Source organism: Bradyrhizobium sp. SZCCHNRI1009 (genome assembly GCF_032487575.1).
Taxonomy (GTDB): Bacteria; Pseudomonadota; Alphaproteobacteria; order Rhizobiales; family Xanthobacteraceae; genus Bradyrhizobium.
The window spans coordinates 211,443-226,495 of record NZ_JAUEUL010000003.1 but is presented as its reverse complement, the minus strand read 5'-3'; the positions used below and the strand labels follow the sequence as shown (position 1 = coordinate 226,495).

14 protein-coding genes and 1 tRNA gene are annotated in these 15,053 nt (G+C 64.5%); 8 read left to right on the top strand and 7 right to left on the bottom strand.

Features of this window, described 5'->3' with window-relative positions; all coding sequences use genetic code 11:
• The first annotated feature begins 697 nt into the window (after positions 1-697).
• Entirely contained in the window at positions 698-1,960 is a 1,263-nt protein-coding gene (locus tag QX010_RS07900; RefSeq protein ID WP_315799938.1) for a methyl-accepting chemotaxis protein, read from the top strand.
• A gap of 351 nt (positions 1,961-2,311) precedes the next feature.
• On the opposite strand, the gene QX010_RS07895 is transcribed toward QX010_RS07900, so the two are convergent.
• Both QX010_RS07895 and lipA read right to left on the bottom strand, forming a co-directional pair.
• Positions 2,312-2,785, bottom strand: a complete 474-nt coding sequence (locus QX010_RS07895; protein WP_316178696.1) for a type II toxin-antitoxin system RatA family toxin — start codon at positions 2,783-2,785, stop codon at positions 2,312-2,314.
• A 10-nt stretch (positions 2,786-2,795) separates the two neighbouring features.
• Positions 2,796-3,755, bottom strand: a complete 960-nt coding sequence (lipA, locus tag QX010_RS07890) for a lipoyl synthase (RefSeq protein ID WP_315799936.1) — start codon at positions 3,753-3,755, stop codon at positions 2,796-2,798.
• A 135-nt stretch (positions 3,756-3,890) separates the two neighbouring features.
• On the opposite strand from lipA, the gene QX010_RS07885 reads away from it, so the two are divergent.
• A complete protein-coding gene (locus QX010_RS07885) occupies positions 3,891-4,529 on the top strand; it encodes a DNA-3-methyladenine glycosylase (RefSeq protein WP_316178695.1) in 639 nt (212 codons plus the stop codon).
• Positions 4,530-4,609: 80 nt separating this feature from the next.
• On the opposite strand, the gene QX010_RS07880 is transcribed toward QX010_RS07885, so the two are convergent.
• The 5 genes from QX010_RS07880 to QX010_RS07860 form a co-directional block, all read right to left on the bottom strand.
• Positions 4,610-7,474, bottom strand: coding sequence for a valine--tRNA ligase (locus QX010_RS07880; RefSeq protein WP_316178693.1), 2,865 nt, complete (start codon positions 7,472-7,474; stop codon positions 4,610-4,612).
• 311 nt (positions 7,475-7,785) lie between these two features.
• Positions 7,786-8,541, bottom strand: coding sequence for a DUF2497 domain-containing protein (locus QX010_RS07875; RefSeq protein ID WP_315799933.1), 756 nt, complete (start codon positions 8,539-8,541; stop codon positions 7,786-7,788).
• A 379-nt stretch (positions 8,542-8,920) separates the two neighbouring features.
• The gene (locus tag QX010_RS07870) at positions 8,921-10,306 is read right to left on the bottom strand and encodes a TolC family outer membrane protein (RefSeq protein ID WP_315799932.1); all 1,386 of its coding nucleotides are present in this window, start codon (positions 10,304-10,306) and stop codon (positions 8,921-8,923) included.
• 281 nt (positions 10,307-10,587) lie between these two features.
• Complete coding sequence (locus QX010_RS07865; protein WP_315799931.1) at positions 10,588-11,253, bottom strand: protein-L-isoaspartate O-methyltransferase family protein; 666 nt, start codon at positions 11,251-11,253, stop codon at positions 10,588-10,590.
• A gap of 133 nt (positions 11,254-11,386) precedes the next feature.
• Positions 11,387-11,572, bottom strand: coding sequence for a hypothetical protein (locus QX010_RS07860; RefSeq protein WP_315799930.1), 186 nt, complete (start codon positions 11,570-11,572; stop codon positions 11,387-11,389).
• A gap of 258 nt (positions 11,573-11,830) precedes the next feature.
• Between QX010_RS07860 and QX010_RS07855 the strand changes: the two genes are divergently transcribed.
• The 6 genes from QX010_RS07855 to QX010_RS07830 all read left to right on the top strand — a co-directional run bounded on the left by QX010_RS07855 (position 11,831) and on the right by QX010_RS07830 (position 15,052).
• Positions 11,831-11,905, top strand: a tRNA-Asn gene (locus tag QX010_RS07855).
• 164 nt (positions 11,906-12,069) lie between these two features.
• Complete coding sequence (locus QX010_RS07850) at positions 12,070-12,573, top strand: NUDIX domain-containing protein (protein ID WP_315799929.1); 504 nt, start codon at positions 12,070-12,072, stop codon at positions 12,571-12,573.
• A 15-nt stretch (positions 12,574-12,588) separates the two neighbouring features.
• The gene (locus QX010_RS07845) at positions 12,589-13,434 is read left to right on the top strand and encodes an EamA family transporter (protein WP_316178691.1); all 846 of its coding nucleotides are present in this window, start codon (positions 12,589-12,591) and stop codon (positions 13,432-13,434) included.
• Between the two features lie 228 nt (positions 13,435-13,662).
• Entirely contained in the window at positions 13,663-14,127 is a 465-nt protein-coding gene (locus tag QX010_RS07840; protein WP_316178690.1) for a response regulator, read from the top strand.
• Entirely contained in the window at positions 14,105-14,509 is a 405-nt protein-coding gene (locus QX010_RS07835; RefSeq protein ID WP_315799926.1) for a response regulator, read from the top strand. The genes QX010_RS07840 and QX010_RS07835 overlap by 23 nt, the downstream gene beginning before the upstream one ends.
• Before the next feature lie 363 nt (positions 14,510-14,872).
• The gene (locus QX010_RS07830) at positions 14,873-15,052 is read left to right on the top strand and encodes a hypothetical protein (protein ID WP_316178689.1); all 180 of its coding nucleotides are present in this window, start codon (positions 14,873-14,875) and stop codon (positions 15,050-15,052) included.
• Position 15,053: the final 1 nt, after the last annotated feature.

The window sequence follows — 15,053 nt, the reverse complement described above, 5'->3', positions numbered from 1 at the left end:
CTTCCAACCGCCGAAGGCGCATCCAAGCCATGCGCCACGCGACGAATTTCTTGAGGGCTTTCAACGTCCGACTCACTGTCCAGTCCTCACCGTGAAAATAATCTTCTTTCGCTTTTCCGGAATCCGTGTTTCCCTCCGCTCATCCCGCCTCGACACGAGGGGCGTTTCGCGATCGTCACGACACGCGAGGTGGGGAGGCGATGGCCGCTGATTGCCGCAGCGCGTCTTGGACGTGCGGACGAACGGCTCCTGGCGGACGTGAAGTCGCAGCGTCCTGACACCCCGAAGCTGGTGTCACGCCGGTGGAGATGATGATCCGCCGGTCACGGGGGCAAGACAGCCGGTCCCCGGGGAGACTGCGTATAAGCGTGAAGACCGTCGCGCGGGGAATGCCGGGATGTCTCGGCTGCACCTGTGGTACCTGCCGCCTGCATTTTTTTCCGCAGGCGGGCCATGGGGGCGGCGAGCTCCCGGCATTCCCTGCGCCCTCGTGATTTCAGAGGGGCCATCGACAGGCACAGCCCGGGCGCGATTGCGCCGCGGAGGATGCGGCTGCTCGTCCGCTCGATGCCGTCCCTCACCGTCCGGATCGCGATCGCCGACGATTATCGCACGCGCCGCCACGGCCTAAAGGTTTTGGTTAATTTTGTCCTGCTACGTCTCGCGCATTCTTCTCTGACAGTGGATTCGGGACCCCATGGCTTTCTTCTCCGGCAAGTCGGCTGATCGCACGCATAACCTCCTGATGACGGAGCTGTTCGAACGCCATCGCGACGCCATCCTGGTGATGTCCGACGGCAAGATCATCGCCTGCAACGAGACCGCGGTCCGCTTCGGCGGCTTCCGCAGCAAGCAGGACCTGCTGTCGCGTTCGCCGGCGACCATGGCGCCGGAGTTCCAGCCCAGCGGCAAGCGTTCCGCCGATGTCGTGAAGGAGATGGATGCCAAGGCGAGGCGCGAGGGCCACGCGACGTTCGAGTGGACCACCAAGCGCGCCGACGGCAGCCCGGCGCTGGTGCAGATCACGCTGGTGCCGACCCAGGTCGAGGGCCAGACCTATGTCATCAGCTTCCGCCGCGATCTCTCCGACCTCATTGCCGCGCGCGAGGAGAAGAAGCGCGCGCTCGACCGGATCGCCAAGGATTTCGAGACCTCGGTCGGCGCCATCGCCAATGCGATCTCCGGCGCCTCGCGCGAGGTCGAGACCACGGCGGCCTCGCTGACCACGACCGCGGATCAGGCCGCGCAGCGCGTGGCGCTGGTGGCGTCGGCGTCCAACTCCGCCTCCTCCAACGTGCAGTCGGTGGCCGGCGCCACCGAGGAGCTCTCGACCTCGGTCAGCGAGATCAACCGCCAGGTTGCGACCTCCTCGACCATCGCCGCCGAGGCCGTCGAGGCGTCCTCGCGCACCAACGACCTCGTCAACAGCCTCGCGGACGCTGCGGCCAAGATCGGCGCCGTCACCGACATGATCAACGCGATCGCGAGCCAGACCAACCTGCTGGCGCTGAACGCCACCATCGAGGCCGCCCGCGCCGGCGATGCCGGCCGCGGCTTCGCCGTGGTCGCCTCGGAGGTGAAGAGCCTGTCGAGCCAGACCGCAAAGGCGACCGACGAGATCAGCGCCCACATCAGCGCGATGCAGCGCGCCACCAGCGATACGGTCGCGGCGATCCAGGGCATCGGCGGCACCATCGGCCAGATCAGCGAGATCGCCAAGACGATCGCCACCGCGGTCGACCAGCAGGGCCATGCGACGCAGGAGATCGCCCGCTCGGTCAGCCAGGCCGCCAGCGGCACCCGCGAGGTCGCCACCAACATCGGCTCGGTCAGCCAGACGGTGGAATCGGCCGGCGGCGCCGCGCGGCAGATGCTGGGTGCAGCCGGCCAGCTCGCCAAGCATGCCGACGAGCTGCGCGGCAAGGTGAAGGACTTTTTGACCGCCGTGCAGGCGGCGTAGGTTCGATCGCAGCAGTTGACGCCGGCGATCAGGACGGCTCCGCGACCATGTCGCGGAGCAGCTGTTTGAAGACGTGGATAGGAAGGAACTTGCACGCTGCCGTCTCTGCGGTGAGAGGCACGCGGCCAACCGCGCCCTCCGCTGTCGTCCCGGGCAAGCCGGAGCGGCGCGGAGCGCCGTGGAGGCGCCGACCCGGGACCCATACCCCGCAGCAGATGTGGTGAAACGAGATCGGAGTGGCGCGCGTGCGGCCACACGGCCCTCTGTGGCTATGGGTCCCCGCGTTCGCGGGGACGACAGCGGAGAGTGGAGCGCCGTCAGTGGTTGATCATTGGCGTGATCAAAAAAGCGCTATGTCGACGACACCGCGGGCTTGCGGCCGTAGATCGCGTCGGCGCGCTTCTCGAACGCCGCCGACATGCGCGCGAAGATCGTGTCGAACATCGAGCCCATCAGCATCGCCAGCATGCGGCTCTTGAACTCGTAGGCGATGAAGAACGTCACCTCGCAGGCGCCCTGCTCGCGTGACTCGAAGCTCCAGCGGTTCTCCAGGCTTGAGAACGGCCCGCTCACATATTCGACCAGGATCTTGCGGTTGGCGCGATCGAGCGTGACGCGGCTGGTGAAGGTCTCCTTGACCAGCTTGAACGACACCGTCATGTCGGCGACGACGACCTCAGTGCCGTCAGGCTTCGGGTTGCGCTGGCGCACCACCAGCTTCTCGCACAGCGGCACGAACTCCGGATAGCGCTCGACATCGGCGACGAGGTCGAACATCTGGTCAGCCGTGTGCGCGACGCGGCGCTTGTTGGAAAATCTCGGCATCTGGTCTCGATCAGCGCGCGAGCGCGTCGCGCGCGGCCTTCAGTCTGGCAAAATCCTCGCCGGCATGGTGCGAGGAGCGCGTGAGCGGGCTCGCCGACACCATCAGGAAGCCCTTGGTGTAGGCGACGGTCTCATAGCCGGAGAATTCCTCCGGCGTGACGAAGCGCATCACGGCGTGATGCTTCCTGGTCGGCTGCAGATACTGGCCGATGGTGAGGAAATCGACCTCGGCCGAACGCAGGTCGTCCATCACCTGCAGCACCTCGTGGCGCTCCTCGCCGAGGCCGACCATGATGCCGGACTTGGTGAAGATGGTGGGATCGATCTCCTTGACCCGCTGCAGCAGCCGGATCGAGTGGAAGTAGCGCGCGCCGGGGCGGACCGAGAGGTAGCGCGACGGCACGGTCTCGAGATTGTGGTTGAAGACGTCGGGCTTGGCCGCGACGACCTGCTCCAGCGCGCCGTCCTTGCGCAGGAAGTCGGGCGTCAGCACCTCGATCGTGGTGGTCGGGCATTTCGCGCGGATGGCGCGGATGGTCGCGGCGATATGGGCGGCGCCGCCGTCGGCGAGATCGTCGCGATCGACCGAGGTGACCACGACATGGGTCAGGCCGAGCTTGAAGGTCGCCTCCGCCACGTGCTCGGGCTCGCCGGCGTCGAGCGCGGCGGGAAGGCCGGTCTTGACGTTGCAGAAGGCGCAGGCCCGCGTGCAGGTGTCGCCCATGATCATGAAGGTGGCGTGCTTCTTATCCCAGCACTCGCCGATGTTCGGGCAGCCGGCCTCCTCGCATACGGTGACGAGGCCGTTCTCGCGCACGATGTTGCGGGTGTCGGCATAGCCGCGGGTGGTCGGCGCCTTGACCCGGATCCAAGCCGGCTTGGCCGGCGAGATGGAATCCGGCCGGTTCGCCTTTTCGGGGTGGCGGGGGCGCAGCGGCGTGTTCGCGTTGATGTCGACGATGGTGACCATGGGATTCGCACAAACCTCTGTTGCGCCCTAGCTATTCCGTGCCGCGGCGCACCGCAACCGGCTGGCCGAGGATACCAGGGCATGGCAGATATGGGCAGCGCGGAACAGCGCGCACCACGGCGGATTTCCTTGAGAATGGCGCAAAAACCGGCAAAAATCCCCGGGGTTTCACGGCTCCGGCGCAATGCTGCGGCCAAGCGGCTGACGCGGGCGTTCTTTGCCCGCGAGGTGCTTGCCGTGGCGCCGGAGCTGATCGGGGCGACGTTTCTGGTCGACGGCGTCGGCGGGATCATCGTCGAGGTCGAGGCGTATCACCACACCGATCCGGCGGCACATTCCTTCCGGGGACCGACACCGCGCAACCAGGTGATGTTCGGCCCGCCCGGCTTCGCCTATGTCTACCGCTCCTACGGCATTCATTGGTGCGTGAACTTCGTCTGCGAGGCCCAGGGCTCGGCCAGCGCTGTGCTGATCCGGGCGATCGAGCCGACGATGGGGATGGAGGAGATGCAGCGGCGGCGTGGGCTCGAGGACGTCCGTGCACTGTGCTCGGGGCCAGGCAAGCTGACGGAGGCGATGGGCATCACGATCGCGCATAACGCGCTGCCGCTCGATGCTCCGCCGATCGAGCTGTTCGCGCGAACAGGCGATGTCGAGGTCGTCACCGGCATCCGCATCGGGATCACCAAGGCCGTCGAGCTGCCCTGGCGCTTCGGCCTGAAAGGCTCGCGGTTCCTGAGCAAGCCATTTCCGCCGTCATCGCGAGGAACGTAAGCGGCGAAGCGATCCAGGGCTGCGCGTGGGACTCGGGATTGCTTCGCTTCGCTTGCAATGACGGAGGAGAGAGCGTCGTGTCAGACGCCCTGCAGCCGCGACAGCGCCTCTTGGAACTTGGCCTTGCGCGCCAGCGCCGCCTCGCGCTTCTCCTTCTCCTCCTCGACCAGCTCCTCGGGTGCGTTGGCGACGAACTTCTCGTTGCCGAGCTTCTTGTCGACGCGCTCGATGTCGGCCTCGGCCTTGGCGATCTCCTTGCCAAGGCGGGTGCGCTCGGCGGCGAGATCGACGACGCCCTTGAGCGGCAGCGCGGCGACCTCGCCGCGCACGACGAGCTGGGCGGAGCCGTCAGGCGCGGCGTCGGCGAAGCTGATGTCGGAGAGCCGCGCGAGGCGCTTGATGACCTCGGCCCAGCGCGGTGCGCGCTCCCTCGTCTCGGCGGAGGCCCCGACGAGCGCGAGCGGCATCAGAGTCGCCGGCGGAATGTTCATCTCGGCGCGGACCGAGCGGATCGCGGTAACGAGATCGACCACCCAGCCAATCTCGGCCTCGGCCGCCTCGTCCTTGAAGCTGGCGGCGTCGAACGAGATCAGCAGCGGCGGCACCAGGGGATCGCCGAAGCTGGCCGCGGACAGCGCGGCGATCTCGGCCACCGTCGGCCTGTCGGAGCGGTGCGGCCAGGGTGACAGGGTCAGCAGACTGTCGCGCTTGGCGGTGGACTCCCACAGCGCCTCGGTGATGAAGGGCATGAAGGGATGCAGGAGCTTGAGGATCTCGTCGCGCGCCCAGGCCACCATCGCGCGGGTCTCGGCCTTGGCGGGCCCGTCCTCGCCGAGCAGGGTCGGCTTGGAGAGCTCGACATACCAGTCGCAATAGACGTCCCAGACGAAACGGTAGATCGCGTTGGCCGCGTCGTTGAAGCGATAGGCCTCGAGCGCCTCGGTGACCTCGCGCGTCGCCGCGGCCGCCTCATGCGCGATCCAGCGGTTCAGGGTCTCCTTCGCGGAGCCCGGGTCGAAGCCCTCGGGCACCGTGCAGCCGTTCATCTCGGCGAAGCGGCTGGCGTTCCAGAGCTTGTTGGCGAACTTGCGGTAGCCGTCGACGCGCTGCGTCGACAGCTTGATGTCGCGGCCTTGGGCTGCCATCGCCGCCAGGGTGAAACGCAGCGCGTCGGCGCCGTGCTCGTCGATCAGCGCCAGCGGATCGATGACGTTGCCCTTCGACTTCGACATCTTGGCGCCCTTCTCGTCGCGGACGAGCGCATGGATGTAGACGGTCGAGAACGGCACCTCCTTCATGAAGTGGATGCCCATCATCATCATGCGGGCGACCCAGAAGAAGATGATGTCGAAGCCGGTGACCAGCACGTTGGTCGGGTAGTAGCGCTTCACCTCGGGCGTGTCGTCGGGCCAGCCGAGCGTCGAGAACGGCCACAGCGCGGAGGAGAACCAGGTGTCGAGCACGTCCTCGTCGCGCGTGATGAAGCCCTCGCGCTTGTTGCGGTCGAGCGCCATCTCGCGCCCCTGCTCCGCCGTGATGACCTCCTGCTCGACGTAGTAGCCGATGGCGTGGCCGACGGCCTCCTCCTCGGTCTCGGCGACGAACACCTTGCCGTCGGGGCCGTACCAAGCCGGGATCTGATGGCCCCACCACAGCTGGCGCGAGATGCACCAGGGCTGGATGTTCTCCATCCAGTCGAAATAGGTCTTCTCCCAATTGCGCGGCACGAACGTCGTCGCGCCCGACCTGACCGCCGCGATCGCCGGCTGCGCCAGGGTCTTGGCGTCGACATACCACTGGTCGGTCAGGTAAGGCTCGATCACGACGCCGGAGCGGTCGCCATGCGGCACCATGTGCGTGTTCGGCTCGACCCGCTCGAGGAAGCCGAAGGATTCCAGCCGCTCCAGGATCTTCTTGCGCGCCGCAAAGCGCTCGACGCCGTGGAACTCACGGGCGAACTCTTCGGAGCCTTCGGGAAGCCCGCGCAGATAGTCCTCGTTGTCGACGAGGGTCACGCAGCCCTCGCGGTCGAGGATGCTGATCTGCGGCAGGCTGTGGCGGCGGCCGACCTCGAAGTCGTTGAAGTCGTGCGCCGGTGTGATCTTGACCGCGCCGGTGCCCTTCTCCGGATCGGAATAAGTGTCCGCGACGATCGGGATCTCCCGGCCGACCAGCGGCAGGATCACGCGCTTGCCGACCAGGTGCTGATAACGCTCATCATCCGGATGCACGGCGACCGCGCTGTCGCCCAGCATGGTCTCGGGACGCGTCGTCGCGACGACGATGAAGCTGGCGGGATCCTCCGGGCTGAACGTCTTGCCCTCGATCGGATAGCGCAGGTACCAGAGGTTGCCCTTGACCTCGATCTGCTGGACCTCGAGGTCCGAGATCGCCGTCAACAGCTTCGGGTCCCAGTTGACCAGGCGCTTGTCCTTGTAGATCAGGCCGGCACGGTGCAACTCGACGAACACCTTGACGACGGCCTTGGACAGGCCCTCGTCCATCGTGAAGCGCTCGCGGCCCCAGTCGCAGGAGGCGCCGAGACGCTTCAACTGGTTGATGATGGTGCCGCCGCTCTCGTCCTTCCACTGCCAGACGCGCGCGAGGAACTTCTCGCGGCCCATCTCGCGGCGACCGGGCTGCTGGCGCTCCATCAGCTGGCGCTCGACCACCATCTGGGTCGCGATGCCCGCGTGATCCGTGCCTGGCTGCCACAGCACGTCGCGGCCGCGCATGCGCTCGAAACGGCACAGGATGTCCTGCAGCGTGTTGTTGAGCGCGTGCCCCATGTGCAGCGAGCCGGTGACGTTCGGCGGCGGAATCACGATGGTGAAGGGATCGGCATCGCGGCGATCGGGGCGACCGGCGGAGAACGCCCGGGCATCCTCCCAGACCAGGGACATGCGACCTTCGAGATCGGTGGGCTGATAATTCTTATCGATCATGGCATTTCCAGCGGCGTGGGGCCGGCTGTCCAATTCGGGATGTCGCGGAACTCGTCCGGGCCTTTTGTGACATGACCTGAAAAAGCTCACGCAAGCTGTTGGTGCTTGGGCTGTTTTCGGACTGATGTCCGACCGCGGACCGTGCTCCCGGAGGAGCCCTCTCGATCCGTCCGGCAGGGATCAGCTTGACAGGGCTAGAAAGCCGCCGCGGCGCGCCAAGTCAACAGCAGCGGCGAACATTGACGGAAAGGGCCTACCGCCCGCCGCGGCTCGCTCCAGAACGGAATGCGAGTTCGTGCCCCCTCTCGGCGTCAGCGGCCGCGCGAGACGCGCTCGATCTCGGCCTTGACGATGCGCTCCACCAGGGCCGGAAGATTGTCATCCAACCACGATTTCAGCATCGGACGCAGCATCTCCTTGACGAGGTCCTCAAGCGTCCGGGCGTTGTTGCTCAGCACCGTGTTGGCCAGCGCATTGAATGCCGATTCGACGGCGTTGACCGTGGACGGCGCCAGGATCGGCTGCTTCGGCGTGGCCTGCTCGAAAGACGACTCGAAGCTCGCGGCCTTCTGGTTGAGCCGCCCGGACTCGATGAACTCGATATCGTTCTGCGGATCCACCTTTCGGAAGGATGCCGCGGCGGGGGCTGGCGCTGGAGCGGGAGTCGGTGGGGCCACTGCCATGTCGTCCGTCAACTCGAGTACTTCAGGTTCTGGATCCGGCTCGGGTTCGGCCGGCCTGACCTCTGCCGCCGGAGTCGTTTCATCCAAACCCGCCAGCAATGCGTCAATGTCATCCTGACTGTTGGGCGCCGCAGCCGCCGCGGGCGGCGGCGCAGGTGGTGGTGGCGCGGGCTTGGCGGGGGCCGCAGCAGCGATCTTCGAAGGCGGGATGTCGTTCATCACCGGCTTCGCGGCCGGGGCCGCCGGCTTCTCGGCCTTCACCGGCTCCGGCGCGGCAGCCTTGTCCGCCGCCGGCGGCTTGCCCTCGTCGTCGGCAATGATACGCCGGATCGACGCCAGAATCTCCTCCATGGAGGGTTCTTGGACCTTCGCAGGCTGCGTCATTTCCGACTCCAAATCAGCAACGCCGCCCTACGTATCGGCGCGGCGCAAAAGTCCCGGGCGCCGGATCCAAGAGGCTTGGACTTCTCAACGGACATGCCAACTTGTCTCCGGACAAGGCCTGATCGATGCAAAACAACAGAACGATACTGCCCATGTCGGAGACTATTCTTGGAAGAACTTCCGACGCAGTCCGAATCGTTCGGCGGCCATTTTGAGGCTATGTCATGGCAACAAATGAATGCAAGCAACGCCGGCCGCGAACCCGGTGGAGCACGGAGGTCGCCTGTCAAGCGTCGCCCATTCGTCACAACCACAGCATGTGCCACAAAAAAATCCCCCGGCCAAGGACCGAGGGATCAGGGTCGATATTAAGAATATACTAACGACCATCCGGCGTCCGTACACCCGCCCAGTTATCCCGGACCTGCTGGTAGTGAACGCTGGGATCGTAGGTGGTCGTCGGCAGGTTCAGCACCTGCGGCGACAGCCGCCCGACGGTCTGAAGTACCGAGTAGGATGCGACCACACGATCGTGCTGTGCGTTCACCAGCGAGTTCCGCGCATTGACCAGCGCCTGCTGAGCGTTGAGGACATCCAGCGTGGTCCGCTGGCCCGCCTTGGCTTCCTCGCGCACGCCGTTCAAGGCGATCTCGGAGGCCGCCACCTGGGCCTGCGCCGACTGCACCTGAGCCTTGCCCGCGAGCAGCTTGCCCCAGGCAGATACCACGTCGGAGCGAGCCTGATCACGCGTCTGCTCCAGGACCAGACGCTGCTGTGCCAGCGACTCCTTGGACTGCCGGATCAGCGAATATTCCGCCCCTCCGTTGTAGATCGGAACGTTCAGCGAGGCGACAGCCGACGCGCTGAACCCACGATAGGATTGCAGGCTCGACTCATAGCCCTGCTGAGCCTGAGCCTGGACGTTTACGGACGGCAGCAGCGCACCTTCCTTGATCTTCGTGTCAAGATACTGGACGTCGATGCCGTACATCGCCGCGGTCACGCTCGGGTTTTCCGTCAGGGCCGTTTCGACCGACTGCTGGAGGCTCGGCGGCAAGTAACGATCAACAGGAGAGCCCGGCGCCAGATTCTGGGGATCGTTGCCGATGATTCGGCGGAAGTTCGAGCGGGTCGCCGTCAGCTGGGCCTCTGCTGTGAGCTGCTGCGTGCGGCCGGCGGCGAGCTGAGCCTCGGATTGCGCGACGTCGGTGCGGGTGACCTCGCCGACGTTGAACCGATCCCGAGTCTGCTTGAGCGTCTGCTCCAGCACTCGCGTGTTGCTGCGCTGGACCTCGACGATCGCCGCATCGCGCAGATAGTCCATATAGATCGTGGCCGCGGCTAGCAGCACCTGCTGCTCGAGAATGCGGAGAGCCTCTCGTTGCGCCGAGACGTTCGCCTCGGCCTTGCGCACGCCGTTTGCCGTCTGCTGACCGTTATACAGATTCTGGTTGACCGTCAGGCCGACGCTTCGCGGCCTCTGCACGCCGCTGACGGCCGGCGTCGCGGGTGCCGCTTGCAAATCCGTATACTGAATGCCCGCCGTCGCAGTCAGATTGACCTTCGGCCGATACCCCGAGAGTGCCTGCGGAACGCCTTCGTCGACCGCACGAGCCTGGGCCCGCGACGCGTTCAGTTGCGGGTTGTTCTGATAGGCGCGCACCAGCGCAGCCTCGATCGTGTCGGCCAGCGCAGGCGTCGGGCCTGCACAAGCCATCACGAGGACCACAGCCGCCGCTGCGGTGACGAGCTTCACCCCAAACATCCCTGTTCCATTCATTTGTTACCGGCTCGAACGCCAGAGCCGGGCCGTAACCTGTTGAAGAGACTCCCGCGCACCTCGCACCTTATTCCCCATGCAAGCGCAACGGAACCACCCAAGCCTGGAACCCGTATCGAAAACTGTCAACGTGCAGCATCCAGGCCACACTTCTGATTTAAAACAGAATTTTGCCCGCCCGCAGCCGCGAAGACAACGCACCAAGCCGTACTGCGCGACGGGATGCCGGCAGTTCAGAGGGGTCGCCAAGAACTTCGTCTGACGACTTAAAAAACGAACTCGGGGACCCGTTCGAGGCCGGAAATGACCGGCGCCGCGGCATCGAACAGAACCCTGCTGCCGATATCACCATGCGATCGCGTAAAGATCATGGCGCGGGCGGGTCGCGAGGTGGCGAAGACGCCGACCAGGCGGCCGCCCTCTTTCAATTGACGGCAAAGACCGTCAACAGCGACCTCGGTCGCTCCATTGAGGAGAATCACGTCGAAGCGGCCGTCCGCCGGATCACCCTCCGCAGCCGGCGCGACTCGAATCGTAACCGGGCAGCCATCGACGGCGGCAAGCAGATGCTTGGCGCGACCTTCGACCGCCGAATCGACCTCGGTCGCCGTCACGTTGCCCGCAAGCCGGGCGGCCAACGCAGCGAGATAGCCCGTCGCACATCCGACCACCAGCACGCTGTCGGTCGGCTTGATCTCGGCAGCCTGCAGCAGTTTTCCCGTCAGCATCGGTTTGATCAGATACCGCTTGGTCGAAGCGGATTCGGAGACGTCGAGATCCAGGTCGAGATAGGCCAGCGCCTGCCGATCTGTGGGAACGTAGGCTTCCCGCGGCACGGTCAACAACGCATCCAGCACGCGGTGATCGGTGACGTCGTTGGTCCGGACCTGACCATCGACCATTTTCTGGCGCGCCGTCGCGAATGAAGACATGAGCAGACCTGCAAGCAAAGCGGATGGACCGCGGACGATCTGCGCAATCTTTTGGTACAAGGCCCTCGAAAAGGCAACATGCGGGTTTCAACGGAGCCGCTGGGACACCGCCTGTGAGGACGCCGACCGCCGGCTACTCGATCACCACGGCCAGTCGCCCGAGCAACTGCACGATCTCGTCAATATGTTCGGAATCACCGCGCGTCATCATGTCGGCCAACCGCGTGAGACATTCGTCGTCGCTGAGACGCTCGACCTGGTCGGGAATCAACGAGGGCGCGGAGACTTCTTCAGCGAATGGGATGACGGTGTTTGGCATCTACGACACTCCATGACCGCGGGGGACTGGCCGGTTCCAGCAAACTATCGGGGCCGGTTTGCTCCCCTCCAAGTGAATTTCCTGTCATCGAACTGTGGGCGGCCGCTGCCCAGCAAGCGTTCAAAATCAATCTAACCATATGAAATTTCGGTATTTTATTCCTGAGCCCGCAATCGTCGCAAAGATGCGATTTCGTTCTATGCAAGGCGAAACGGCTTTGTTATACGCAGCCGCATTCGCGAACATTGCTTCGCCTGTTCCTCGGTAGCTCAGCGGTAGAGCATTCGACTGTTAATCGAATGGTCGCTGGTTCGAATCCAGCCCGGGGAGCCATTCTGGCCATGCCGAATGGTTCTTTATCCTCCCAATCCTTCTTTCTTGTGACGCGGGACATCCGCCGATTGGCGGCGAACGTTCGCCGATCTTCACTGTCTTCCCTTGACCGCGCATGGGGCGTCGGGCAAGCGGGGGCACTCCTTCTGCAGTGACGACCAGCGATGCCGATTTCCGATCATCTGAGAGCCGTCCGCAGCAAGATCGGCCATGATCTGTTGGCGACCACGGCGGTTTCCATCTCCGTGTTCGACGACCAGGGCCGCATTCTGCTCGGGCGCGACGCGGAGACGGGCCTCTGGACGTTGCCCGGCGGCGCCATCGATCCGAATGAGCATCCGGCCGACGCCGCCACCCGCGAATGCTTTGAGGAGACCGGCCTCGTGGTCCGCCCGAAACGTCTGCTCGGGGTGTTCGGCGGCCCGGAGTTCCTCATCCGCTATCCCAACGGTGATCTGACCTACTATACGGTCATCGCCTTCGAAGCCGTCATCGAAGGCGGCGCGCTTGCGCCTGACGGCGAGGAGATCGCGAGCCTCCGATTCGTCGATCGTGGGGAATGGGACCAGCTCCCGGTGTCGCCATCGAGCCGGATCATCTCGCGTCAGGCGCTCCAGCACGACCCGGTCCCCTACTTCGCTGCCGCGAGCTGGCGGCCCGAGAGCTGAACCGGACTCGAGTCCTTGGATCCTGTCGCCGCAATTCTCATGCTGATGGCCGGTCTGCTTCATGCGAGCTGGCATGCCATCGTCAAGACCGGCAGCAGCCTCTCCCTTCTGGCTGGCATGGGTCTGGTGAGCAGCGCCCTGATCCTGCCCTTCATGTTTCTCGTTCCCGTTCCGGCGCTCTCGACCTGGCCGCTCATCGTGGCCTCGCTGGTCTTGCACGCGGGCTACAAGGCGAGCCTCGCAATGGCCTACCGTTCGGCCGAGCTTGGACGTTCCTACCCGATCGCGCGTGGCACCGTTCCGCTGTTCGCAACGCTATTTGCCTCGCTGGGTCTGCAGCAACTGCCACGGAGCGGGCAGTTGATCGGAATTGCCGTCATCGTCCTCGGAATCACCGGCCTGGCGCGCGACCGCATCCACGGTCCGATCGACCGCCGCGCGTTCTGGGCTGCGGTCTGCGCCGCCGCACTGGTCGCCGGCTATTCGGTCGTCGATGCGGCAGGCACTCGGCAGACCGAAGGCTGGGCTTCGTTCACGGTCTGGATGATCGTGCTCGACAGTGTCGTGTTCTTTCTCGTCGCAATGATGTTGCGAGGACCTGCGCTGGTGTTGGAGATCCGAGACGCCCGGACTCCGGTGCTGATCGCAGGCACCCTAGGGCTGACGTCATTCGTGGTATTCCTTTGGGCCTTGAGCCGCAATCCGATCGCCAATGTGGTCGCGTTTCGCGAATGCAGCGTCCTGTTTGCGACGCTGATCGGCGTGCTGTTCCTGAAAGAGCGTGCAACGCCGCAACGGCTTTGCTGCGCGGCGCTGATCGCAGTCGGGCTGGTCATCGTCGCCTTGCTCAAGCCGGATTGAGATTCGTCAAACAGCCGGAGCCATCGACCCGGACATCATAGTTCCATCTTCATCGCATGATGCACAACAGAAGATCTGCCTGCGGTCCGGACAGGGAAGTTCCGTAAAACTCCTGGTTGCAGAATCGCAGCAACTAATTCAGTGTTAACTACTTTGCCATTTTTGAGCCTCAGCCTATTGTCCTTGTAGCGTGAGAGTCCTTCAGTCCCGCTGATACTGAGGTGGCCCATGCCTACTGTCCTCATTATTGACGATGATTGTGCCACGCGCGCTGCGCTGGAAACATTATTGAAGAAGAAGCGGTTCTGCGTGTTTCTCGCGCCGGATGGTCCGACCGGCATTCGATTGATCGGCAGCGTGTCCTTCGATGCCGTCGTGGTCGACATGTTCATGCCGGGCATGGACGGCATCGCAACCATTCGCGAGCTCATCAAGCTCGATCCCACGGTCCCGTTCATCGCAATCTCCGGCTACGCGTTCACCGACAAGAAACTGGGAGCTCCAGACTTCCTCGGTATGGCAATCAAGCTCGGAGCAACGGCAGCGTTGCAGAAGCCGTTCGACATCCTCGATCTGCTCGAAGCGGTCGATCGTGCGATCGAGGTGCGGCAACGACTTCTGACCGAGGCGCGGCGCGTGGCTCCTCATCCACGTCTGTCAGGAAGGGCTCATGATGAACATCCTGGTCGTTGATGACGAAGTCGGCGTTTGCTGTGTCATCCAGCATCTTCTGGTTCGCGAGGGCTACGCGGTCACGGCCGTCACCGACGGTCGGCTGGCCATGGATGCCGTGTCCCGCGACGATTTCGCTGCGGCCCTGATCGATCTCAACCTGGCCGACATGGACGGCAACGACGTCATCCGGGCTGCGCGCGCGGCCCGGCCCACGATGCCGATCGTGATGATGTCGGGCATGGTGCTCGAGTCAGGACAGGGGGCGCCTGACTTGCTCTCCCCCTCGCCCAAAGTGGTCGGCCTTCATCGTTTGGCGAAGCCGTTCAAGCCGAAAGACCTGTCGCAGCTGATGCGTGACATTCTGGCGCAGGACACCGAGCTTCTCGCCGTGGCGGTCTGACCGCCAGCGATTCTGCTGCTTGCGTCGAGCCGGGCGTTTGGAGCGGGTCGCCTCTCTCCGGCAAGGCAGCTTGCGACGCGCGGCAGACGTTCTGGATCTCTTGCTCGCGGTCGGCTACGGGCGGACTCGTGATCGCTGCAGGGCATCACCTGCCGCACGGGCAGACGGGTCGACGGACGACGAGAAGCCTTGGGATGTGAGCCCGTTCACACTGGAACGGCGCGGACCGCGGTATCTTTTGGAACGAAGGGCACCGGTAACCAATTAGGTCCTTCGTGCCCGATCGTTAGAATTTGAGCGATCCGCTCAATTTGAACAAAGTGGAATTTTGCCATCGTGGCTCGCAGTTTGTGCGAGGGCGAGATGAGCGAAGCCGAATACGAGTTGTTGATGGATGTTGTGAGAACCGCTATTGCGCCCGAGACCGAGACCGATTCCATGGCCCGTTTGTTCGCGATTCTGCATTTCCCCGCGGCAGCCAACGACAACCAGGGCGCCTGGCCGCTGATCCCGTTTCCGGACGGCTGGTTCGCGGCCTGTTGAC

Excerpts from the sequence above, each read along its gene's own strand:
- lipA (WP_315799936.1), bottom strand. The coding sequence starts at position 3,755 with ATGGTCACCATCGTCGACATCAACGCGAACACGCCGCTGCGCCCCCGC.
- QX010_RS07870 (WP_315799932.1), bottom strand. The coding sequence starts at position 10,306 with ATGTTTGGGGTGAAGCTCGTCACCGCAGCGGCGGCTGTGGTCCTCGTG.
- QX010_RS07885 (WP_316178695.1), top strand. The coding sequence starts at position 3,891 with ATGGCGCAAAAACCGGCAAAAATCCCCGGGGTTTCACGGCTCCGGCGC.
- QX010_RS07835 (WP_315799926.1), top strand. The coding sequence starts at position 14,105 with ATGATGAACATCCTGGTCGTTGATGACGAAGTCGGCGTTTGCTGTGTC.
- QX010_RS07880 (WP_316178693.1), bottom strand. The coding sequence starts at position 7,474 with ATGATCGATAAGAATTATCAGCCCACCGATCTCGAAGGTCGCATGTCC.
- QX010_RS07840 (WP_316178690.1), top strand. The coding sequence starts at position 13,663 with ATGCCTACTGTCCTCATTATTGACGATGATTGTGCCACGCGCGCTGCG.
- QX010_RS07865 (WP_315799931.1), bottom strand. The coding sequence starts at position 11,253 with ATGTCTTCATTCGCGACGGCGCGCCAGAAAATGGTCGATGGTCAGGTC.
- QX010_RS07895 (WP_316178696.1), bottom strand. The coding sequence starts at position 2,785 with ATGCCGAGATTTTCCAACAAGCGCCGCGTCGCGCACACGGCTGACCAG.
- QX010_RS07875 (WP_315799933.1), bottom strand. The coding sequence starts at position 8,541 with ATGACGCAGCCTGCGAAGGTCCAAGAACCCTCCATGGAGGAGATTCTG.
- QX010_RS07900 (WP_315799938.1), top strand. The coding sequence starts at position 698 with ATGGCTTTCTTCTCCGGCAAGTCGGCTGATCGCACGCATAACCTCCTG.
- QX010_RS07850 (WP_315799929.1), top strand. The coding sequence starts at position 12,070 with ATGCCGATTTCCGATCATCTGAGAGCCGTCCGCAGCAAGATCGGCCAT.
- QX010_RS07830 (WP_316178689.1), top strand. The coding sequence starts at position 14,873 with ATGAGCGAAGCCGAATACGAGTTGTTGATGGATGTTGTGAGAACCGCT.
- QX010_RS07860 (WP_315799930.1), bottom strand. The coding sequence starts at position 11,572 with ATGCCAAACACCGTCATCCCATTCGCTGAAGAAGTCTCCGCGCCCTCG.